17 protein-coding genes and 1 other annotated feature are annotated in these 21,817 nt (G+C 45.2%); of the genes, 12 read left to right on the top strand and 5 right to left on the bottom strand.

Annotated features, from left to right (window positions below; translation table 11 throughout):
• Nucleotides 1–36 precede the first annotated feature (36 nt).
• Genes wsfD through CES79_RS03505 form a run of 5 tightly spaced genes read left to right on the top strand, consistent with a single transcriptional unit; the run spans nucleotide 37 to nucleotide 7,256 of the window.
• Nucleotides 37–1,524 carry a glycan biosynthesis hexose transferase WsfD gene (wsfD, locus tag CES79_RS03525; RefSeq protein WP_133286324.1) on the top strand — a complete coding sequence of 496 codons (1,488 nt, stop codon included), beginning with the start codon at nucleotides 37–39 and terminating at the stop codon, nucleotides 1,522–1,524.
• Complete coding sequence (locus tag CES79_RS03520; RefSeq protein WP_089136323.1) at nucleotides 1,514–3,118, top strand: hypothetical protein; 1,605 nt, start codon at nucleotides 1,514–1,516, stop codon at nucleotides 3,116–3,118. The genes wsfD and CES79_RS03520 overlap by 11 nt, the downstream gene beginning before the upstream one ends.
• The gene (locus tag CES79_RS03515) at nucleotides 3,118–4,368 is read left to right on the top strand and encodes a glycosyltransferase family 2 protein (RefSeq protein ID WP_089136424.1); all 1,251 of its coding nucleotides are present in this window, start codon (nucleotides 3,118–3,120) and stop codon (nucleotides 4,366–4,368) included. The genes CES79_RS03520 and CES79_RS03515 overlap by 1 nt, the downstream gene beginning before the upstream one ends.
• A gap of 16 nt (nucleotides 4,369–4,384) precedes the next feature.
• Entirely contained in the window at nucleotides 4,385–6,409 is a 2,025-nt protein-coding gene (locus CES79_RS03510) for a cellulose biosynthesis cyclic di-GMP-binding regulatory protein BcsB (protein WP_089136322.1), read from the top strand.
• Nucleotides 6,399–7,256, top strand: coding sequence for a GGDEF domain-containing protein (locus CES79_RS03505; protein WP_089136321.1), 858 nt, complete (start codon nucleotides 6,399–6,401; stop codon nucleotides 7,254–7,256). The genes CES79_RS03510 and CES79_RS03505 overlap by 11 nt, the downstream gene beginning before the upstream one ends.
• 250 nt (nucleotides 7,257–7,506) lie before the next feature.
• Here the strand turns inward: CES79_RS03505 and CES79_RS03500 are convergent, their stop codons facing one another.
• Complete coding sequence (locus CES79_RS03500) at nucleotides 7,507–8,907, bottom strand: FAD-dependent oxidoreductase (RefSeq protein ID WP_089136320.1); 1,401 nt, start codon at nucleotides 8,905–8,907, stop codon at nucleotides 7,507–7,509.
• 120 nt (nucleotides 8,908–9,027) lie between these two features.
• Between CES79_RS03500 and CES79_RS03495 the strand changes: the two genes are divergently transcribed.
• Nucleotides 9,028–9,693, top strand: coding sequence for an EAL domain-containing protein (locus tag CES79_RS03495; RefSeq protein ID WP_089136319.1), 666 nt, complete (start codon nucleotides 9,028–9,030; stop codon nucleotides 9,691–9,693).
• Between the two features lie 61 nt (nucleotides 9,694–9,754).
• Here CES79_RS03495 and CES79_RS03490 read toward each other — a convergent pair whose 3' ends face one another.
• Nucleotides 9,755–11,113, bottom strand: a complete 1,359-nt coding sequence (locus CES79_RS03490; RefSeq protein ID WP_054655730.1) for an amino acid permease — start codon at nucleotides 11,111–11,113, stop codon at nucleotides 9,755–9,757.
• Between the two features lie 330 nt (nucleotides 11,114–11,443).
• Here CES79_RS03490 and CES79_RS03485 point away from each other — a divergent pair, with 330 nt between their 5' ends.
• The 3 genes from CES79_RS03485 (at nucleotide 11,444) to CES79_RS03470 (ending at nucleotide 15,210) form a co-directional block, all read left to right on the top strand.
• Entirely contained in the window at nucleotides 11,444–12,388 is a 945-nt protein-coding gene (locus CES79_RS03485; protein ID WP_054655728.1) for a magnesium transporter CorA family protein, read from the top strand.
• A 62-nt stretch (nucleotides 12,389–12,450) separates the two neighbouring features.
• Nucleotides 12,451–12,686, top strand: a binding site (T-box leader).
• A 65-nt stretch (nucleotides 12,687–12,751) separates the two neighbouring features.
• The gene (locus CES79_RS03480; RefSeq protein ID WP_054655726.1) at nucleotides 12,752–13,753 is read left to right on the top strand and encodes a ketopantoate reductase family protein; all 1,002 of its coding nucleotides are present in this window, start codon (nucleotides 12,752–12,754) and stop codon (nucleotides 13,751–13,753) included.
• Between the two features lie 449 nt (nucleotides 13,754–14,202).
• On the top strand, nucleotides 14,203–15,210 hold the full coding sequence (locus CES79_RS03470; RefSeq protein WP_089136318.1) for a ketopantoate reductase family protein: 1,008 nt from the start codon (nucleotides 14,203–14,205) through the stop codon (nucleotides 15,208–15,210).
• On the opposite strand, the gene CES79_RS03465 is transcribed toward CES79_RS03470, so the two are convergent.
• On the bottom strand, nucleotides 15,198–16,040 hold the full coding sequence (locus tag CES79_RS03465; RefSeq protein ID WP_089136317.1) for a prephenate dehydratase: 843 nt from the start codon (nucleotides 16,038–16,040) through the stop codon (nucleotides 15,198–15,200). The genes CES79_RS03470 and CES79_RS03465 overlap by 13 nt on opposite strands.
• Before the next feature lie 133 nt (nucleotides 16,041–16,173).
• Between CES79_RS03465 and CES79_RS03460 the strand changes: the two genes are divergently transcribed.
• Nucleotides 16,174–16,548, top strand: coding sequence for an iron-sulfur cluster biosynthesis family protein (locus tag CES79_RS03460; RefSeq protein WP_054655722.1), 375 nt, complete (start codon nucleotides 16,174–16,176; stop codon nucleotides 16,546–16,548).
• A gap of 128 nt (nucleotides 16,549–16,676) precedes the next feature.
• Complete coding sequence (locus tag CES79_RS03455; protein ID WP_089136316.1) at nucleotides 16,677–17,810, top strand: hypothetical protein; 1,134 nt, start codon at nucleotides 16,677–16,679, stop codon at nucleotides 17,808–17,810.
• Between the two features lie 65 nt (nucleotides 17,811–17,875).
• Here CES79_RS03455 and CES79_RS03450 read toward each other — a convergent pair whose 3' ends face one another.
• Together CES79_RS03450 and CES79_RS03445 are read right to left on the bottom strand one after the other, a co-directional pair.
• Nucleotides 17,876–18,619: an amino acid ABC transporter ATP-binding protein gene (locus CES79_RS03450; protein ID WP_054655718.1), complete on the bottom strand. Its 744-nt coding sequence runs from the start codon at nucleotides 18,617–18,619 to the stop codon at nucleotides 17,876–17,878.
• The gene (locus CES79_RS03445; RefSeq protein WP_225362307.1) at nucleotides 18,616–20,004 is read right to left on the bottom strand and encodes an amino acid ABC transporter substrate-binding protein/permease; all 1,389 of its coding nucleotides are present in this window, start codon (nucleotides 20,002–20,004) and stop codon (nucleotides 18,616–18,618) included. The genes CES79_RS03450 and CES79_RS03445 overlap by 4 nt, the downstream gene beginning before the upstream one ends.
• 583 nt (nucleotides 20,005–20,587) lie before the next feature.
• Here CES79_RS03445 and CES79_RS03440 point away from each other — a divergent pair.
• Complete coding sequence (locus CES79_RS03440; RefSeq protein WP_089136314.1) at nucleotides 20,588–21,760, top strand: pyridoxal phosphate-dependent aminotransferase; 1,173 nt, start codon at nucleotides 20,588–20,590, stop codon at nucleotides 21,758–21,760.
• Nucleotides 21,761–21,817: the final 57 nt, after the last annotated feature.

Below are 21,817 nucleotides of genomic sequence, written 5' to 3'. Positions count from 1 at the left end.
TTTATTGTACGCGAACACCGCTTCGGTTACTATAAAATGGTCTATACTACTCAGGCGATTAAACGAAAGGGACTGGGATTGAAAAAAATAGCTGAAACGGTCAAAATCAGCCCAACGACACTGGCAGTCGTGTGTTGTGCGTTGATTGCAGGGTGGCTGATCTTACTGACACCGATTCATGGTTATTCGGATAACGGCGATTTTCAACGCTTCATGGCGACTAATGATCTCTATAGTCTGCACCAAGTCCAAGCCGGTTACGTGGTCCAGCAGTACGGTTTGATGAAGTACTATAATCCGCTTCATTTAGAACATTTGACGGTTCAGTCGGTGGTGATCCAACTGGCGGTTGGCCTGAATCGGCTATTTTATAGTCACAGTCGGTTTGATATTCGCTTTCTTGGCGCCGTTCACTATGGCCTTTACTTAGGTGGCGTAGCCGTTTTAGTGAAGGGGCTGGTGGGAGAAAAAAGTCGGTTACGAAACTACGTCATTGCAGCAGTCGCAACGTTATTTGTCGCCGATTCGTCGTTTACGCTGTACTTCAACTCGTTTTATCCACAGACAATGACGTTTATTTTACTGCTTTACCTGATTGGCTTTGGGTTATTGGTTAGTCGTTACAAAGCTGTTAATAAATGGCTGGCAGTGGGCTTTTATCTGAGTGCCATGGCGCTGTTGCTAGTACATGAGTCAACTAGTTTGCTGATTTTGGGGATCTTGTTCATGTCAGTTGGTATTTTAAGGCTGCCAAATCGTCAGTGGATTCACGGGACCGCCGCGGTTGTGACCAGTGTGCTGCTATTTACCTGCTGGTTTTCAGCTAATCATATAACACCGGAAGTGCGGGCAATGAATAAGTATCAAGCACTGACACAGGGGCGGCTGCTCGCAACTGATCAGCCGGAACAGGTCGCTAAAACCAGCAAGATCGACGAACAGTTTGCCTTAATGAAGGGGCAAAGCTATTACCCGACTGCGTATGCGGCATTAGCGCCACAGACTGATTATACCCAGCAAAATTTTAGTCAGCGCTACAACCTGCCGTGGCTGATACGTGAATATACTGAGCATCCGCATCAATTCAATTTATTACTTAACCGCGCCGCTAAAAACATGCTGGTTCTAAGACCCAGATTGACTGGAACTCAGGAAAAACAAGGAGATCATCGGCCGTTTCAGAAAACCGCGTATTTTTCGCTCTTTAGTTATGCAGCTGGGGCCTATTATCCTAAAACATACGGCTTTAACTGTTTGCTAGCAGCTGCCATCATGATCATCTATGTCAGCGGGTTATTGCGTGGCTTGGAAAAGTCTGACCAGCAGCTTAGAAGTCATTTTTGGCTGGTATTGGGACTGCTATCCATTGTGGTACTGGTACCGCCAGTGACCATTGTGCTTTATGGGACAGCTAATTTTGTCACTCATTTACTACCGGTAGCCGTTTGCCTAACGTCAGCTGGACTGATCTTACTTAGCGACGTTTTGCAGCATCGTCTATGGAGGACAAATGATGAAGTGTAAAAGTTATTTTGGCTGGTTCTTAATTACAGTGCTGCTGGTCATTGGTATTGAGCGCACTGCTATTCGAGCTGAAGCTGCTGATAATCAGCCAGTGCTGCTGGTCTACGATTCAAAAAACGTGGCTGAACACGGCGATTTAAGCTTAGATCGCTGTCAAAGACTGCTGACCAGTTTCGGATTGCGCGCCCGAACCGTTCAGCTGAGTCAATATCACCAGCACATGCTAAAAACTGGCCGGTATCAAGGGGTTATTACAATGGTGAACTGGGCACAGTCACGTAGTCAAAATCAGGCCTTTGAACAAGACCGAGCTAGGTTTAACGGGATTAAACTGCATATTGGGCCTAATTTACAGGCGGATGAACGCACAGGACTGGGCGGAACGTTCAAAACGTTAACTCACCAGCAGTTAAACCTTCACCAAGGTCGTGCAAGACAGCCGCTTTCGGCGAATAAAACGCTCTTGGTTAATGACCGACGAACGGATGGTACGCAGTCGATCGGGTGGTTAACGAGCCAGACACAGCCTGCAACTCTTTATTCGTATGGCGTGGTTGTAGGGCAAGCGGGCTTTTTACCTGAGCTAGGAAAGGATGGGTTATCAATGACCTTAGCGGGTCAGTTATTGGCCCGGCTTTTTCGGCGACCATCCTGGGTGCATCGGCCAATGCTAACGATTACGGGAATTACACCCTATACGCGACTTGATCATTTACAGCACTTGATCGATCAGCTAGCAGCACGGGGCTTCCCGTTTGCACTCAGTATTGTTAGCGTGGCGCAAAACACGAATCTCAAGGCCTTTCACCGATATACCAAGGTGTTGAGGTCAGTTGAAAAAGCCGGTGGGCTCATCTTTTGGAGCCCCGCTACTGAAATTGGCACTCAGCGGTTGAATGAGACTGAATTAAGATCGGTTTTTCAAATTGAATTGGCCAGTTTAGGCGCAGACCGGGTGATTCCGGTTGGGGTCAGTGCTGCTGGTTATTGGAATCGTTCAGTGCGTAGGCAGAGGGCGGTCTTGAATCAGGCAACGCACGTCTTGATGTTGCCTGATCAGCCGCAAAAACTTGAGCAGCCGTCCGCTGAACCTGAAGCAGCCGTCACCACTAGTCAGCAGTTTGATACGGGGATCGTGGGCATTCCGTTTAAGGCATTTGAAACGGCGACGTTCCGGGGGAAGATTAAATTTACCCAGCCAACTGCACTACTGGTAAATATGCCGGCTGGACAAAGAGAAATTAACGACTTGATGCAGCAGTTGCAAACCAGCAATTTTAAGTGGTTTGATCCCGTTCAAGACCAGCTAAAGACTACGTTAAAAACGGCTGCGACTTCATACGGTTATCGCGCGGGACAATATCTGTTTAACGGTGAACCAATAACGGACTTGGATGCCGGTATGACGGAATTTTCAGATTCGCATCAGCGAGTTGTTAAAACATCTTGGATGAATCAGATCATTCAGTGGCAATCCCAAGCGTTATTATGGTTATTTGCGGGCATTGGTCTGCTGTTAGCAGGGTTACTGATCGTTGGCCGGCACATTTACCGTGGTAAATTTATTCACTCGCATATGAATAAGGATAGGTGATTTCAATTTTAAGCAGTCTGTTATTTGTTGCGATAATCGCGATCTGGGGGATCCTGATCGTTAATTTAGTGCTAACAATTGCTGGGTATTACTACTATTTAAACTGGTGTCGAACAGCACCTCCGACCTTACCGGCAAAGGTACCGTTCGTGTCGATCCTTGTACCGGCGCATAACGAAGGCAAGGTACTGCTGAAAACGGTCCAGGCACTATTGAAGTTTGATTACCCGCAGGAACGGTATGAATTAATCGTGATCAATGATAATTCCAGCGATGATTCGGCAGCCTTATTGACCAGAATGCAGTCAGTGTATCAGAACCGTAATTTTCAGGTTATCAACACCAACGCGCAAACTGGCGGTAAGGGGAAATCAAATGCGCTGAATATTGGCTTACAACAGGCTAAGGGGGACGTAATTGCCGTCTACGATGCCGATAATACACCGGCAGCCAGCGCACTGCGTTATCTGGTAGCGACCCTCATGCAAAATGCGCAGCTGGGTGCCGTGATTGGTAAGTTTCGGACGCGGAATCGAAACGTCACGATGCTGACCCGGTTTATTAACATTGAAACACTTGCTTTTCAATGGATGGCTCAGGCTGGTCGGCGCCAGTTATTTAAACTCTGCACGATCCCCGGGACGAACTACGTGATCCATCGCCATGTTTTGGAGACTGTTGGGGGCTGGGACGTGAAAGCCTTGGCCGAGGATACTGAAATCAGCTTTCAGGTGTACCGGCTGGGCAAGCAGATCACCTTCCAGCCCCTGGCAGTCACCTGGGAGCAGGAACCGCAGACCCTAGACGTTTGGTTTCATCAGCGCACGCGCTGGGTGAAGGGAAACATCTACGTGATTTTAAAAAATTTAGGGCTGTTATTTCGGCCGGCTGCCAGAGTGATCTGGTTTGATCTGCTGTATTTTATGAGCACCTATTTTTTACTGCTGTTTGCGTTAGTTTTTTCCGACATTATATTCGTCCTCTCAGTGGCGAACATGGTCCATATCACACTTCAGGACTATAGCGGCACGGTCTGGTTATTCGCGATCTTATTGTTTATTTTGAGCACGTTTGTGACGATTACGACTGAAAAGGGTGAAATGACGATCGATAATTTGGGCATTATCGGTTTGATGTACTTTATCTATAGTCAGATGTGGCTGGCAGTGGCAATCTACGGAATGGTGGGATATATTCGTGAACAAATCTTTCATCAGCAAGCTAAGTGGTATAAAACGAAGCGTTATTAGTGGGACTCTCTTTACCATGACCTTACTTTTACTGCTGCTTACTAGTAGCCATCAGGCAACTGCCAAGCAGTACACGCAGCCGTTTCAAAATGAGACGACTTCGTTAGCTGGTAAGGCCGTTTCAGCCAATATGTATTTTGTCAAAATGGGGTATTGGCGCGTCAAAAAAGCGACCCTTAACCTGAACTTTCAGGTATCCCAATTAAATGATCGGCAGGATTCAGATATGACGGTCACTGTGAATGGCGTCACTTTCGATTCATTTCGGCCTTCAAAAACCAAGGGACTGCAGACGAAACAGATTAAGATCCCGACCCAGCTGCTTAAATCACAAAATAATCTGCAAATAGCGGGGCAATTACTGAACCAAAAGACACCGACCACGCAGACCCCTGCCAATTGGCTGACCATCGTTAACACGAGCAATGTCAACTTCGATTATGAGATTGAAAAACCGACCGATCAGATTAATGATTTTTACGGGCACATGACTGGTGCGGATACGATTACAGCCAACCAATCAGCAGTTGAAACACCGTTACGGGCTACGGATGCGGAGCTTACAGCCAGCTTGCGGGCACTGACAGGGTTGACCCGGTTTGTGACTGCCGAGGATCGTGAATTGCCGCTGAGGCCGTTGGAGAACGGTAGGCAGACCGACTTTAGGCTGCTGGTGGCTAACTTCGACCATTTACCCTCAGACTTACGCAGACAGTTACCGCAGCAACGATTAGTTGATCACGCCGTCATTCAGGTGATGAATCTCAATCGGCGGCCGGTACTGGTGGTGACATCTAAATCAAATCAGTTACTAGAAAAGGCCGCTCAATTTGTCGCCAATGAAGAATTGATGCGAGAAACGGCTCAAACTACCAAATGGATCAGCCTGCAAACCGCTACCTTTGCGTCGGTGCTGCAATTTCAAGGCCGTCAGCCGTTGCTGGAAAAGGATGATCGGGTACAGGGTGCCGGACACCACGTGAAGACCTTTTTTGTTCAGCTGCCTAACGACCACCTGAACGCAGCGGGATCAACGATCAATCTGCGACTGCGGTACGCTAAAAACTTGGATTTTAAACAGTCATTAGCCACCATCAAGGTCAATGGTCAGGCAATTGGCAGTCAGCGACTGAGCAGTGAGCGTGCCAATGATGATACTGTACGGGTCAAACTGCCAGCTGATTTGCCGCTTAACAGTACTTTTACCGTGCAGGCCGACTTTGATTTGGTTCTGCCAGGGGAGACGAATCAGGTGTTACCTGACCAAAGTGCGTGGGCGTCCGTGCTGGCGGACTCCTATGCAACTATCCGCTCAAAGCCCAATCGGGATCTGCTGTTTGATAACTATCCCAGCGTCTTTATGAAGGGACAGGCGGTTCATCATTTAGCGTTAGTTCGGCCAGACCGATTAACGGAAAATGATTTTGCCACCATGTCCAATCTATTTGGACTGATCGGTAACTATGCCAAACAAAATACCGGGGAGTTCAAGATCTACCATGGCCAACCAAGTACCGCCGAATTAGCGCAGGCTAACGTACTTGTTTTCGGTACTCCTGCCCAGACGCCATTGATCAAACAGCTGAATAACCGGTTATACTTTCAATACAACTCAGCTTTCACTGGGTTTAAGTCCAACGAAAAATTAAGTCTGGAAGAACAGTATGCTCAGCGGGTGGGAACAGCCCAGCTACTGCGGTCACCCTTCAATGCACATCACGGTTTGTTAGTGGTAACGGGAGCCCATGAGGACGCGGTGTATCGGGCTTCCACTCAGCTTAATCGGCAAGTTAAGCTCGCTCAATATCGTCAGACTGACACGATCGTTGTGGATGATAATAATCAGCATTTTAGTTACCGGTTTAAGAAGCAAAAACTGTTAAAAGATGACGCGTTTAACGTTACCTTTCACAAACAGGGCCATTTCTGGGTGTACATGGGACTATCACTGCTGGCCGTCGCCTTCTTTGGATTCGTGGTGATTTCCATCCTATGGCGTCACGGGTTACTTAAACGAAAGGGGAACTGGCATGAACATTGATGACCGTGGTCGAGCTAGTATTCAAGCGGATATTGGCTTTGTGATTTTTCTGACCCTCATGAGTTTAACGACGATTTTCGTTGATATATCGGGTAATCTACTCTGGAATGCCGTTTATCTGGGAATTACGGTGGTGGTGATGCTGATTACCTACTTCTATGGGTTTATTCCGGGTATGTTATCGAATTTACTCTTTATTTTCTGTCAAATTGTTTCAACCGCCTATATCAACCTTTATCTGCACCAGGCGATTGCGTTAAAAATGACGTTTTGGCTGATCTTACCAGGGTTATTGAGCGGGGCACTGGCAATGATGACGCAGCGCCAGCAGCAGTTACAGGTCTATAATCATCAGCTGCGTAACCGGCTTACTGAACAGGGAGCCTTTGACGCGCAAACTAATTTGCGGACGCTGGTGGCATTCACGATGGACGCCCGCGTTTATATCGAAAATCATCGGCGCTTTGACCTGCCAGTGACGATGCTGGTGTTTCGGATTCGCTACTATGCTGAATTACAGCGGATGTTGAGTCCAGAGCAAAATCAAACGCTGCTCCGGGTGATCTCGGATACTTTAACCACGGTCGCTGCAGACAATAACCTGTCCTATTTTTTAGACCAGGAGGATCCGACCTGGGGAATGATGCTGCATTCGGATGAAGGGCAGGCAGAACAGCTGATTGCCCAAATCAAAACTAATTTTCTAAATGAACTGCGCAGTCACCACCAACTCAAGCAGCTTGACACGTCATTGACGGCTGGATTAGCCAGTTGGAACGCGACCACAATGGACAGTCCTTATGACCTTATGAAACAGGGAATCCGTGAAACCGAATATGATGTTTAGATAGCAAATGAAAAAAGAAATCGTAACATAAGTCTATATTGGTAAGGATTTTAACTGGCTTCTTAACTAAAAATAGACCAAAATTGATTATTTGTTCAATACTTTAATATGGCCTAATCATGCGTCAAAACTCAGATTCCGGCCACTTAACCTAAATAACGCCTATTCCGACAAAGTTCGCCGGAATAGGCGTTATTTAGGTTAAATTCTGGAATCTACCGAGTTTTGTCGCACACTCGTTTTTAATGGCTTATTTTTGATCCGGTGTATAACCAGGTGCTGTGAAGCGTGGTTCGGTTCGGCCCGCCGCCGCTTCTTGATCAATTGCCAGTTGGGCAACTTGGTTAAGGTAGTTGAAGGGATAATCAAAGTTGGGCTGGAACAGCATATCGACAAATGCGAGATCGTCGATGGTGTTGTTATTTTGGATAGCGACTGATACGGCGTTAGCAGACTGCGTAATATCATGTTTGCTTAATAACTGAGCACCTAGGACCCGCCGTGTTTTTTTATCATAAACTAACACGATGGTGAGGCGGTCAGTAGAAGGCATGTAATCTGGCCGCCAAGTGCCATCAAAGGTGACGCTGTCAGCATCTAAGCCCCGCTTTAAAGCGTGTGTGAGCGTCAGCCCAGTGGTCGCGAGGGCGTTGCCATAAAGTTCCAGTGCTGAACTGGCTTGTGTGCCAATGTAGGGGTGCGTGTGGTTGAAGATATTATGTGCAACCAGCATTCCTTGGCGAATAGCAACACTTGCTAGTGGGGTGTATGCTGCTGACCTTGAGGGGTTGAACCGCACCATACAGCAGTCACCGGCAGCGTAAATATCCGGGTCGGAAGTTTGCAGGAACCGGTTGGTTGAAAATGAACCGTGACGTTCCAGCTTAACTTGACCGGCTAGTAGGGAAGTATTGGGCGTAAAACCGGTGCTGACAATGGCAACGTCGGCTTTAAAATCACCCTGATTGGTTTCAATCGTGACCTGGTCACTATCTTCGTCGCCGGTAAAGGCACTGACTTGAGTTTCCAAATGGATGTCAATATGGTGAGCTTGCAGCTGCTTGATCACCCAATCAGACATACCGCTATCAACATAGTTATTCAGCACTTGCGGCAATGCCTGAAAAACGGTTACCCGATGGCCCGTCTTAGCAAGGGCTGAAGCAAATTCAACGCCCGCATAACCCGCACCAACAACGGCAATGTTGTGATACTTCTGCGCGGCTTGGTGAATCGTTTGAGCCTGCTGATAGTTTTTACACAGCAAAACTTTGGTGTTATCGATGCCGTATAGGGGCGGCACCAGCACGGATGAGCCGGTTGTCATGATCAATTTATCATAGGTGTCGTCAAAAACCTCACCAGTCTCCATGTTTGCGACTTGGATCGTGTGGGTGCTGGCGTCAACTTTAAGCACGTCATGCTTATCACGCACCGTGGCTCCCATATCGCTAAGTTCCTGTGGTGACGAATAGAACATGTCTTCCAACTTTTTAACCCGGTTTTCGAGGTATAGTGAAATACCACAGGATAGAAAAGAGAAGTTATCAACACGTTCATAGATTGTCAGGTCAGTCTCCGGATGATTCTTTAAGATCTCAGTAGCGGCAATCGTCCCTGCATGTGTACAACCAATAATAATGACTTTCATGATAACAGCCCCTCATTTCATATTAATTAGTGAATAATCTTATAATTTTAGTGAATTAGTTAAAAATAGATTTATACATGATATAATCAGGTTTACAAGCACTTCGGGGGAGGAATCGGTGTGTACAGGTACTTTATCCAACCACAATTGAATAAATTCACGAATTCACTGGTTGGCTACGAAACGTTAATTCGCAAGTACGATGAAAAGCACTGGAGCCTCCCACAAAATTTTGAAGCTATTCCGGTTGATGAACAAGTCAGTTTATTGAAAAAGACGGCTCATCGAATTGGCTTAAAAGTCGGCTCAATTTCGTTTAATTTAAATCGCCGCCAATTTATTGATCCGCAGATGGCGGCCGCATTGATTGGTGTTCAACGCGAAATTTTCCCAGTTGAACTGATTATAGAGGTTACTGAGGAAGAAAGCGACAAGTTAGTTTCCGATGATCAGTTACTCGAAAGTGTTAAGCACTATACCAAACACGGGATTCAGGTCAGCGCGGATGATGTTGGCAGCGGCGGTAATACCTATGACAGTATTAAATTCCTGCTGCCATACATCGATGAAATTAAGTTTGCCATGCAGAACTTTCGCAGTGAACACCGGGAGTCTCAGATCGTTGACCAACTCAAATTCTGGAAAAAGGTTGCTGATCAGTACCACCTGAGATTAGTGGTGGAGGGGACCGAAACCGCTGAAGAAGATCAGCTGCTTGATGACCTCGATTTACCTTTCCGCCAAGGTTACTTTTATGGTAAACCTCATTTAGTTAAATTGAAATAGATGGTTAGTGCATAAAAGGACAGTTAACAGTGAGTGTTTCACTGTTAACTGTCCTTTTTGATTAGTTAACTTTAACTTTTCCGTGGAATTTGATGAAATAAATGAGCGTCATAATTGCCAGGAAGACGACCCCAACTAGGATGGAAACTCTGGTTTCAGGGTTAAAGAACATGAAGACCAGGGTGATCAACAAGAAGGCCAGTGTGACGTAATTTGAATAGGGTGCAAACGGCATCTTGAAAGGATGAGAGGTCATTAATTCTTTATGCTGTTTTCTAAATTCAATTTCACTGATTAAAATGACGAACCAGGGAATCATACCTGGCAGCACACTGGAACTGTAGACCATCACGAAGATATTGTCGGCGTCCTTAAAGAAGAATGGGGCGACAAAGTCTAGGACGACCCCCAAGAAAATTCCTAGTGAAATTGCAATCACGGAATAGAAGGGAACGCCATGCCGGTTGAGTTTCAAGAAGCGTTTTGGCAGCTGACCGTTATTCGCCAAGGTGTATGACATCCGACTGGCACTGTAAATACCGGAGTTAGAACCGGACAAGGCCGCGGTGATAACCACGAAGTTAATGATCGAAGCCGCTGCGGTGATCCCAATTTTGGCGAAGGTTTCAACGAAGGGGGACCCCACGTTGCTAAGCGCATTCCATGGATAAATACATAAAATCACAAAAATCGCACCAATATAGAAGATCAAAATTCTAAAGACGGTGGAACGAATGGCTTTCACCAAAGTTTGTTGTGGATTTTCAGCTTCACCAGCAGTGACACCGATCAATTCAATACCTTGATAGGAAGCAAGCACGATCGATAAGGCAAAGAAGAAGCCTCTAAAACCGCCAGTAAAGAAGCCGTGAGCCCAGAGGTTGGAAATTCCAATGGGGTGGAAGTGGTTACCGAGCCCAAAGATGATTAGGCCAAGTCCCACGATGATCATTAAAATGATCGTGACAACCTTGATCAGGGCAAACCAAAATTCCAGTTCACCAAACATCTTAACTGAAATCAGGTTGGCTACACAGAGAAAAGTGATGGCGACGATACCGGGAATCCAAGCGGGCAATCCTGGCCACCAGAACTTAAAGTAGCCGCCAATCGCAATCATTTCACTCATTCCCACGATGACAAATTGAAAAATATTGCTCCAAGCTGTTAAGTAGCCAGCTAATGGATGAATATATTCGGTTGCAAATTTGGAAAATGAGCCAGTATCCGGATCGACATAAAGCATTTCCCCTAACGCCCGCATAATGAGGTATAAAAATATCCCCGCGATGGCGTAAGCAATCAATACAGAAGGCCCGGTCCACTTGATGGTTGATGTGGACCCCATAAACAGCCCAACACCAATTGTTCCACCCAGCGCAATCATCTGCATCTGCCGCGCACTTAACTTTCGTTTCATAATTTCTAATCCCTTTCACATAAAATGAGGTTTCCCCTAAAATGGAGCCAATAATGATTTTGATACGTGATAGGCTACATTTGATGTCACCATGTCACAAATAATGTTGTCAATTTCTGACAACGTTTATTAGTTTTGTATGAGAATAATGTTACACGATGTTGGCTATAAGTGCAAATTAAATCCTGATGATGAATATAGTTGCGTTTAGGTTGCCCATATCTCTGATATGAGGGTGAAACGGGCATTTAACGGTATATATATTCAGTAGATTCAAATGTAACTGAAAGTTGTAAAATAGGGATAAAAGACCGGTAAAGGAGAGGTGCTATGCTCGAACAACATCAGCTGTGGCAAGGGTTAAGCTGGGTTTCAGTGGACCAGCCGGATACCCATGATTTTAATCAATTACGGGATACTTACCACATTAAGAAAAAATATATTGGTTACATGCGAGACATCCGTGAACGGGCCCGCTTTGACTACGATACTGAAACTAGCTGCAGCCTGTTGATTTTTCGTTCAGTGAATCAGGGTGAAGAGGGGCTTGATAGTACCGAAATTTTAGAAACCGTTCCCTTTTGTATCCTTATAAAGGGTCAGAATTTGATAACTGTCACTCACCCGCGAAATATGTACGTCACCAATTTGTTAAAGACGGTGATCAGTGAACTTAAGGCTGAAAAGGAATTGCCAACGGATAGTTTGATGACCATTGCCTTCAATTTGATTTTCCGATTGAATGAAAAATATCTCGATCGCATCGATGATATGAATAAGGCCCGGGAATCCTTGGAGACGTTTCAAAAGCGGCCCAGTAATAAACAGATCACGCAGCTGTCGAATCTCGATAAGCGGTTAGTTTATTTGAAGACCGCTGCTGATAATAACGTGATCGCCATTCGCCAGGTTCAGGTGATGTCAGACGCGGACGATGATCCGTTGACCTTATCGGCTTCGGAAATGCAGCATCTAAAAGACCTCGGAGTGGAAGTGGAGCAGAGTCGTGAGATGGCTAATATTGCAGCTGAAATCGCCGAACAGGTGGTCAACAGCTATAGTAATATCCTGGATAATAGTCTGAACAACACGATGCGATTGTTAACGGTCTGGTCGCTGGCACTAGCCATTCCGCCAATTGTTTCTGGCTTTTGGGGCATGAACATGCCGTTGCCCTTATCCAAGGAACCGTGGGGCTGGCTGCTTTCAATCGCAATTTCGGTTGTACCGATTGCTCTATTACTCTGGTATTTGAAACGGCATCACGATATTTAACCGAATTTGACAAATTAAATGTCAAAGTATATATTAAAATGGTATTAATAAATGATGAGAAAACAAATGCGATGATTAGGAAAGTAACTGCCGGTAAACTTTAAGTGAGCCCCGTTAAGTGAAAAGGGGTAAGCAAGCCAGCGGTGAAAATCACCTATGAGCAGTGAATACGATGATTGAGTGTTCACGGTGTGTCCGCCTTACTGGACTAGCGTATCGTCCCGGGACCGTACGCGAAAAGGCGGTTTCTGTGAGGAAACCGCAAATTAAGGTGGTACAGCGCACAAGCGCCCTTGATCAAGTGATGAACTTGGTCGAGGGCGCTTTTTTTCTTATTAAATAAATCAGTGGAGTGTGATTTGAATGGAATTTGCAATGGTTGGTGCAGGTGCAATGGGTTTACGCTATGGGGTCTTATTACAAGAGGCTGGCAATGATGTCACGTTTGTTGACACTTGGCAGCCAAATCTTGATAAGGTTCATCAACAAGGCGGCGTTTACGTTTCACGGGATGGTCAAGGCCGGCATCTGGTCCCCGTTAAGCTGGTGACACCAGAAACCTATCAAGGGGATCCAGATGTGGTGATCTTCTTTACTAAGCAAATGCAATTGGCTGGTTTCCTGAAACGCTGCGCGCACTTCTTTAACGACAAGCAGTACGCCTTTACCTGCATGAATGGCATGGGCCACGTTGAAAAACTGCAGCAGTATTTCGCCGATGACAAGATCATTGCTGGAACGGCGCTGATCGCCACCGTTTTGAATGGCCCCGGCGACGTTGATTTTATGGGTAAACGCGGTGCCGGTAAGATGAACATGGCGAACTTAACCGAAAAACCAGATGAGATGACTCACCGGTTATTTGATGAATTCAAAAAGGCGCAGATGAACCCCACGTTGACCACGAACTTCAAGGGCACTTTGATGACGAAGGTGGTCTTCAACTCCGTGATGAACACCCTTTGCACGCTGTTTGAAATGCAGATGGGTGAGTATGGCAACTTTGAAAAAGCCTATGATTTGAGCCGGCAACTAATCGATGAAGCCTACGATGTTTGTGAACGGGCGGGGATCACTTTGGTATCGACCCGCGATGAAGAGCTGCACGCGTTAGATTATAATTGTCGCGTTACGATGCCCCTGCACTACCCATCTATGTATCAGGACATGGTTCATGACCGGCCAACTGAAGTTGATTATATCAACGGCTATATCGCTAAATTAGGTGCGGAACATCACTACGACGCCAAAACCCACGTCTTCTTAACTAACCTGGTTCACTTGTCTGAATACCATCGGGCTAATCTAAAGCAGGCACGGGAAAAACAAGCGGCTCAAACGGAAACGGTTCATACGAGTCGGTAATCACATATGGTGAGCAGATTGTTTGAATTTTAAATGATACATAACCTACTTCGTCTAATTAAAATCGTTAAGCTTAGAAAAATAGGGCTTGACGAATTAGAAATCGAGGTATATATTAAAACCACATTAACGAATGATGAGAAAAATAAATGTGATGAGAAGGAGAGTAACTTCTGGCAAGCTTCAAGTGAGCCCCGTAAAGTGCGAAGGGGTGGTGCAGCCAGCGGTGAAAGTAACCTTTGAGCAATGAATGCGATGTTTGAGTGTTCATGGTGTATCCGCCTTACTGGATCAGCGTATCGTTCCCGGGAACCGTACGTGAGAGGTGACCATCTGTAAGGGTGGCACAAATTAAGGTGGTACAGCGCACAAGCGCCCTTGATCAAGTGATGAACTTGGTCAGGGGCGCTTTTTTTCTCGTCAAATAAAATAATTGGAGTGTGATTTTAATGAAATTTGCAATGATCGGTGCAGGTGCAATGGGGTTACGTTACGGAATTTTACTACAAGAGGCGGGCAACGACGTCACGTTTATTGATACTTGGCAGCCAAACATTGATAAAATTCACGCTCAAGGCGGTGCCTACGTTTCCCGTGATCACCAAGACCGCCATCTGGTTCCCATCAAACTGGAAACACCGGAAACATACCATGGCGATCCAGACATGCTGATCTTCTTCACCAAGCAGATGCAGCTGGCCGGTTTTCTGAAGCGCTGCGAGCATTTCTTTAACGACAAGCAGTACGTTTTCACCTGCATGAACGGCATGGGACACATTGAAAAATTACAGCAGTACTTTGCGAATGATAAGATCATTGCCGGAACAGCGCTGATTGCCACCGTTTTGAACGGCCCCGGCGACGTTGACTTCATGGGTAAACGCGGTGCCGGCAAGATGAACATGGCTAATTTGACTGAGAAACCGGATGAGATGACCCACCGGCTATTCGACGAACTGGAAAAAGCACAAATGCACCCGACGTTGACCACGAACTTTAAGGGGACTTTGATGACTAAAGTTATTTTCAACTCGGTTATCAATACCCTTTGCACCATGTTTGAAATCCCAATGGGTGAACTGGGTAACTTCGATAAGGCCTATGATCTTGGCCGTCAGCTGATCGATGAAGCCTACGACATTTGCGAACGGGCGGGAATCACACTAGTTTCCAGTCGGGACGAAGAAATGCACGCGCTAGACATTAATACCAGAATTGATATGCCGCTGCACTACCCATCCATGTACCAAGACATGATCCATGACCGCCCAACTGAAGTTGATTACATCAACGGCTACATTGCTAAACTTGGCCGCGAACACAACTATGAAGCTAAGACCCATATTTTCTTAACTAACCTGGTTCATTTGGCCGAATATCACCGGGCAAATGAACGGAAAGCCCGGGATGCTGCTAAAGCGGAAAAAGCGACAGCGAAGACGGCTCAAAGTGCGTAGAGTCCCAGTGAATGGATCGTATAAACGGCAGTCATTTTCTTAACGGTTTCAACCAAAACGGCTTCTTGGTCAAAGGTACCGGAAATTTCGATATAAAATGAATAGATACCGATCTTGCGCCGGGTTGGCATGGACATAATCGTCACCAGATTTAAATGCATTTTCGCAAAATAGGATAAGATCTGGTAGAGGACACCCACTTCTTCGGTGGGCGGCGTCACAAAGACCGCATACTTAAATTTCGCAGGTTGTTCGGCAGCCGGTTGTGCTGGTAATTTCAGCACGGCCGGCTGTTTTTTGAAGACGATGAAACGGGTATTGTTGTCCGTTTGATCAGCCACGTTGTCCAGCTTAAACGGAAAGTCCTGCACCGCTAATTGGGATTGCGGCATGATGGCAGCATCGCCAGTCATACCTGCCTGTAATTTTTCCACTGAAACCATGTTGCTGGAAGTGGTGATGATTTGGGCGTTAGGTAATTGTGAGAGCAGTTTTTGACACTGCCCCTCAGTTTTGAATTGCACGTAGATCCGTTTGATTTCAGCTAAACTGCTGACTTTACCAGCTAAGCCAAAGTTAACTGGGACAGTCACTTCACCAATTTCATCAATGTCTGCGACCTGCAAGCGTTGCAGAGTGGCTAACACGAACCCGTCTAGTTGGTTTTCCAGCGGTAATAGACCGATACCATCAGGCGTAACCGCTTGATAAACCTGATCAAAGGTCGCGTGGTAGTCAATTTCAACGTTCTTAATGGGATGTAACGACAGGTATTTCTTAGCTGCGGCATCCGCAAAGGTGCCAGCAGGGCCAAGCACGGAAAATTTCATTTTGGAACCTCCAAGGTCTTTTCTATGATTATAACGTAAACTAAATAGCAGTTGAATAATAATTGTGTACAACTTAATTGCAACTTATTGATATTCATGGCAAAATGAGCGTATGTAAGAAGGGGGAATTCAAATGACAACGCTGAAAATGAGTGCTGCTGTCCAAGAACGGCTTCAAAAACACATGATTAATCCAAACGACCGCTTAATTTTAGACTTTGATGATGGTGTGGGCGCCTATTCCAAGGTTGGTGTCTGCTCACTGGATGTCAGTTTTCGTTTTTTAGTCGTTGATCAACAGGATGTTGATGCGGTTTATGATGAAACCTTGAGCAGTCCCTTAGGTGATGTCCTCATTAAGGGGTATGCAGATAATTTTATTAACCAAAACCCAGAACTTAATTTGAGTAAATTGGGGTTGATCACCCTCAAGACAGATGAGGGGTTAGTCGATACCAACGTGGAAATTTTGGATCACCCGGAAATCGTCGCAACGGCAAAGCAGTAAGGACGTTTTGGCACACCACTCGGATTTTAAATCTAAGTGGTGTGCTTTTTTGGCTGATATGGCTCAGTAACTATCGACTAACCGGGGTGTATACTCATGTTATAGAAAGTATTATCTGGGAGGCTCATATGAAAAAAATTATTTTACTGATTGCTGGTTTAACTTTGGGGTTATTTGGCTTCATGACGATTGGCCAACAAGCTCAGGCCGTTAACCTCGATAGCGGCTTTAGCAACGTTCAGGAGGACCTGGCTTCTGAACGGTCTGAATACACGAAAATGACCACTTATCATATCAAAAATCCGAAAACCAATGCATATCTTTGGAACGGGACGCATACCAAGCGCCTTTATAATTTGAAGAACTACCCAACGTATACATGGTATTTAGTTGAAACGGGGGCGTATAAGGGCAATTCACACTGGGTCAAGGTGACCAACTTTCCGCAAACGAAAATTGGCTGGATCTGGACTGGTTATTTGAAGAAGGGCTACAACAGCAAGGGCTATCAGGTTCTCACCAGTCGCTACGCTCAACCTAAGTATGCTGGTAGTAAATATCACGTCACAAGCAAGACTAAAAACGTTTATCTGTACGACTGGACCCATACCAAAGTGGTCGCCAATTTGAAGCATTATACGGCTCAGACCTTAACATCGATCAACTCCATTCAAGTCATGCATAACGGCTCGAAACAATGGTATTACCATTTTAGAATTCAAAATAGTCAAAATAAGACGGTTGCTGGGTACGTGCCAGCTAATCAAGTCGCAGCGGGTAAGTCGACTGACTATGCCAATAAAATTCAGCATTATCCAAATGAATTCGATTCTACTGCGGACTACTCAAAGTACCTTAAGCAAAATGACAATCAAAAATTAGCGCGTTCGGTCATGGCGCTGTTCCCACACACACCAGTGGATTATGAGTTATCTAAGGCGGCTGCGTATAACTATAGTACAGCGTCTGGACTGAGATTCTTCTCGGACTATTTCTCAGATAATCACGTCACTGGCCTGGATTCAAAGTACACCGATCTTGTGTCATTTGACGCGGTAACGAATTACTTGAATAAGAATCCGAAGGCGTCTAACGCCCAAAAGTTAACGATGATTAAATCACTTTTGGCTAAAGCCGGGTACCCACAAGCTAAACGCGATACCCTTTCAAACGATAAGTTGGGGATCTACTTTATTAACAACGTTAAAGTGTATGGTCACCGACAAAACTGGTATGGCTTAGTGATCGCGCAACCTAAGTGATCAACTAGAACTAAAAAATAGAGTCGTTCTTCAGTCACATGACTGAGGAGCGGCTCTATTTTGGTTTAAACGTTCAATACTTTATCCAAGAAGTCTTGTAAATGCGGGTTTTGCGGGTGATTAAACATCTCATCAGGCGTGCCCTGTTCTTGAATGTTGCCATCGTCGACGAAAACGACGCGATCGGCCACTTCTTTGGCAAAACCCATTTCGTGGGTGACCACGATCATGGTCATGCCTTGCTTGGCCAGCTGTTTCATAACTGCCAGCACGTCACCGACCATTTCGGGGTCAAGAGCGGAAGTTGGTTCATCAAATAACATGACGTTGGGATTCATCGCTAACGCCCGGGCAATGGCGACTCGTTGCTGTTGCCCACCGGAAAGGGATTGAACCGTCGCATTGAACTTGGATTCCAGCCCAACCATGTTCAGCAGGTCATGAGCTTGCTTAGTGGCTTCTTCTTTGGTTTTCTTCTTCAATTCAACGGGCGCTAACATGACGTTTTCACTGACGGATAAATTACTAAAGAGGTTAAAATGTTGAAACACCATGCCGATATTTTCCCGAACCTTGTTAATGTCCGTTTTTGGATCGGCAATGTCCATATCGTCGATTACGATGGAGCCGCTGGTGGGCGCTTCCAGTCGGTTTAAGTTTCTGAGAAAAGTACTCTTGCCGGAACCAGATGGGCCGATGACCACGACCACTTCGTTATCATGGACTTCCATATTGATGCCCTTGAGAACTTTGTTATCACCAAAATTTTTAACGAGATTGCTAACTTTTACTTTAATCTTTGTGTTCATAGGCGAATTCTCCTTTCAACCCAATTAGATAGCCATGTCAACAGGGTAATGACGATGAGGTAAATAATCGCGATGATCGTCCAAACCTTGAAGCCTTCCAAGTTCCGGGCAATGATGATCTTCCCGGTTTGGGTCAGTTCAATGATGCCAATGATCGACAGGATCGAGGTATCCTTCAACGTAATAATGAATTGGTTAATAAATGACGGAATCATGATCCGGATGCCTTGAGGTAAAATGATGCGCCGCATGGATTTGCCAAACGGCAACCCAAGGCTGCGAGCAGCTTCCATCTGGCCATCATCCACGGCGTTTATGCCGCCTTTAACGAAGGCAGCGATGTAGGCACCTTCGTTAAACATCAACGTAATGGTACCAGCGACAAACGCGGGGATCTTAGAACCGGTCAAACTTGGAATCCCAGTATAAATAAAGAGGGCTAAAACTAGTAAGGGTAAACCACGGAATATGTAAATCAAAGTGGTGGATAAACCGTTAAAGAACTTATTGGGTACGACACCTAGTAAACCTACGATGACACCGAACAGGGTAGCAAAGAAGATGGCGACCACGGTGAGCCAAACAGTTTGCTCGAACCCGTTTAATAACGCACCCTTGTTTTGCTTGAGTAATCCTAAGAACGTCCGGTCAGAAGTGGTATCGGAACTACCTTTAGCACCCAAGTAGTGGCGAGTGATTCGGGCATATTCACCGTTGGACTTTAAATCTGCAAGGCCGTTATTGAACATCCGCAGCAACTTTTTGTTGTGGCCTTTTTTAACGGCGAAGCCATAAGGGCCGTTTAACGTTGGCTTGGTGTAGATCTTTAACTTAGTGCCTTGCCGAACGGCGTACTTCATAACTGGCGAATCTTCAAAGCAGGCGGCTGAGTTGCCAGTCAGGACATCTTGATACATATCATTAGATTCATCGAAAGTAACGATTCTAAACCCGTACTTCTTATGAATGCTTTGGGCATATTGCGCACCGGAAGTCCCAGTTTTAACGGCGACTCGCTTACCGCGCAATTGGCTGAGCTTGGTAATCTTGCCGTTAGGTTTCGCTGCCATGACAACACCAGACATGAAGTAAGGTTTTGAAAAATCAAAGGTGGCTTCACGTTCTTTAGTGATCGACATACCAGCGATGACCCCGTCCGCTTGACCGGACTGGACACTTTGAACGGCTGAGTTAAAACTAGTTGGTTTAATGTTGACCTTGAAGCCTTGATCCTTAGCAATGGCATGCAGTAAATCAATATCAATACCAACGTATTTATTATGGCTATTGGCAAATTCGAATGGTGGAAAAGTAGAATCAGTTGCAACTTGATAAGTAGTAGTTGCTTTTGCGGGTGTGGCACCTAAGCCAAAGGTGATAAACATGGCAATTAGAATGGTCAAACCGCTCACAACCGAGACAAAGTGACGTTTCATAGAATACCTCCTTAAATTCATGTTAAAAAAGCTAACATGTGTTTATGAGAATATAATAACAGTACTTTGCCGAAATGTATAGGCCATATTTAGAATTAAACCATTATTTTTTGAAAAATAATTCATTAAATTAGGCTTTGATATTTAAAAATAATCATTTTAATCAGCGTTAAAACGCCATTCGTTGACTACTAAACGTTTAAATATTATGCGACAGATATATAAATATTCAATAAACACGATTCAGCAAAGCCAATATAGATGTATTTTAAACAGATAAATTTTAATCTTTTTACTGATTATCTAATTTAGATTTAATTTTAATATGAATCTATTATTATTTGAGAGAAGGTTTTCTAACATATAATGCTAACGTTGAGACATCAGCTAAACAGTAGAAAAAAAGATTTTTTACCTGAATTTGCAACCATATATTAATTGTGCTTTAATTATATTTTAATAGGACCTTTTACCAGTCCGAGTTTTATTAAGCAACACACTCTACATATATTTAATGAGGGGGAATTGAGTTTTGAAGTTTGAGGAATCCAAAGTATTGCAACATTTACCCAAACAATTTTTTGCTAATTTGGTTGCTAAAGTGAACGCTAAGGCAGCAACTGGCGCTGACGTGATCAATCTGGGACAAGGTAATCCCGATCAGCCAACACCTGATTTTATTGTGAAAGCCATGCAAAAGGCAACTGCTGATCCAGCTGATCATAAGTATTCGCTGTTTCGTGGCATGCCGCGGTTAAAGCAAGCTGCTGCAGATTTTTACAAACGCGAATACGGGGTTGACCTGGACCCTGAAAAAGAAGTGGCCATTCTTGGCGGTTCTAAGATTGGACTAGTTGAATTACCATTTGCGCTGCTGAACCCTGGCGATACGATGCTACTGCCAGATCCCGGTTATCCTGACTATTTGTCTGGGGTGGCTCTGGCACAGGTTAAGCTGGAATTAATGTCTTTGTCAGCCGACAATCATTATTTACCGGATTATCAGCAATTAGATCCTAAAGTGGTTGAGCAGGCGAAATTAATGTACTTGAATTATCCGCACAACCCAACTGGTGCTGTGGCCACACCTGAGTTCTATCAAGACACGGTTAAGTTCGCTAAAGCACATCATATTGGTGTGGTGCAGGACTTTGCCTATGGTGCGATCGGCTTTGATGGTAAGCGGCCAGTGAGCTTCTTACAGACACCAGGGGCCAAAGACGTTGGGATTGAAACGTATACCTTATCTAAGTCATACAACATGGCTGGCTGGCGGATTGGTTTTGCTGTGGGTAACGCTGATATGATCGAAGCCATTAATTTGATTCAAGATCATTTGTTTGTATCGGTCTTTCCGGCGATTCAAGACGCTGCGATTGCTGCGCTGAACAGTGATCAATCCACCGTAAAAACGCTGGTTGCCCGCTATCAACAGCGGCATGATGATTTTTACGCTGCTGCCCGTAAAATTGGCTGGGAACCCTACCCATCAGGTGGGACGTTCTATGCGTGGATGCCGGTGCCAAAGGGGTATACCAGTGAAGAGTTTGCTGACTTATTGCTAGACAAGTGCGCGGTAGCGGTAGCGCCGGGAACTGGTTTTGGTAAGAGTGGAGAAGGCTTCGTGAGAATTGGGTTGTTGATCGATGAACCACGATTTACGGAAGCTTGTGAACGAATAGGAAAGTTGGGGCTATTTAAGTAGAGTGCAGAACTCGGCGCTTATGCCCCAGAATGTAAGACGAAAAAACGAGAATCCAGC

Origin of the sequence: Secundilactobacillus silagei JCM 19001 (genome assembly GCF_002217945.1) — a bacterium.
Classification (GTDB): Bacteria; Bacillota; Bacilli; order Lactobacillales; family Lactobacillaceae; genus Secundilactobacillus; species Secundilactobacillus silagei.
Note: the sequence above shows the minus strand (reverse complement) of the source record. Positions and strands in the feature narration are given on the sequence as shown.

Excerpts from the sequence above, each read along its gene's own strand:
- CES79_RS03455 (WP_089136316.1), top strand. The coding sequence starts at position 16,677 with ATGAAAAAAATTATTTTACTGATTGCTGGTTTAACTTTGGGGTTATTT.
- CES79_RS03485 (WP_054655728.1), top strand. The coding sequence starts at position 11,444 with ATGCTCGAACAACATCAGCTGTGGCAAGGGTTAAGCTGGGTTTCAGTG.
- CES79_RS03460 (WP_054655722.1), top strand. The coding sequence starts at position 16,174 with ATGACAACGCTGAAAATGAGTGCTGCTGTCCAAGAACGGCTTCAAAAA.
- CES79_RS03450 (WP_054655718.1), bottom strand. The coding sequence starts at position 18,619 with ATGAACACAAAGATTAAAGTAAAAGTTAGCAATCTCGTTAAAAATTTT.
- CES79_RS03470 (WP_089136318.1), top strand. The coding sequence starts at position 14,203 with ATGAAATTTGCAATGATCGGTGCAGGTGCAATGGGGTTACGTTACGGA.
- CES79_RS03465 (WP_089136317.1), bottom strand. The coding sequence starts at position 16,040 with ATGAAATTTTCCGTGCTTGGCCCTGCTGGCACCTTTGCGGATGCCGCA.
- CES79_RS03490 (WP_054655730.1), bottom strand. The coding sequence starts at position 11,113 with ATGAAACGAAAGTTAAGTGCGCGGCAGATGCAGATGATTGCGCTGGGT.
- CES79_RS03445 (WP_225362307.1), bottom strand. The coding sequence starts at position 20,004 with ATGTTTATCACCTTTGGCTTAGGTGCCACACCCGCAAAAGCAACTACT.
- CES79_RS03520 (WP_089136323.1), top strand. The coding sequence starts at position 1,514 with ATGAAGTGTAAAAGTTATTTTGGCTGGTTCTTAATTACAGTGCTGCTG.
- wsfD (WP_133286324.1), top strand. The coding sequence starts at position 37 with ATGGTCTATACTACTCAGGCGATTAAACGAAAGGGACTGGGATTGAAA.
- CES79_RS03505 (WP_089136321.1), top strand. The coding sequence starts at position 6,399 with ATGAACATTGATGACCGTGGTCGAGCTAGTATTCAAGCGGATATTGGC.
- CES79_RS03480 (WP_054655726.1), top strand. The coding sequence starts at position 12,752 with ATGGAATTTGCAATGGTTGGTGCAGGTGCAATGGGTTTACGCTATGGG.
- CES79_RS03500 (WP_089136320.1), bottom strand. The coding sequence starts at position 8,907 with ATGAAAGTCATTATTATTGGTTGTACACATGCAGGGACGATTGCCGCT.
- CES79_RS03510 (WP_089136322.1), top strand. The coding sequence starts at position 4,385 with ATGACCTTACTTTTACTGCTGCTTACTAGTAGCCATCAGGCAACTGCC.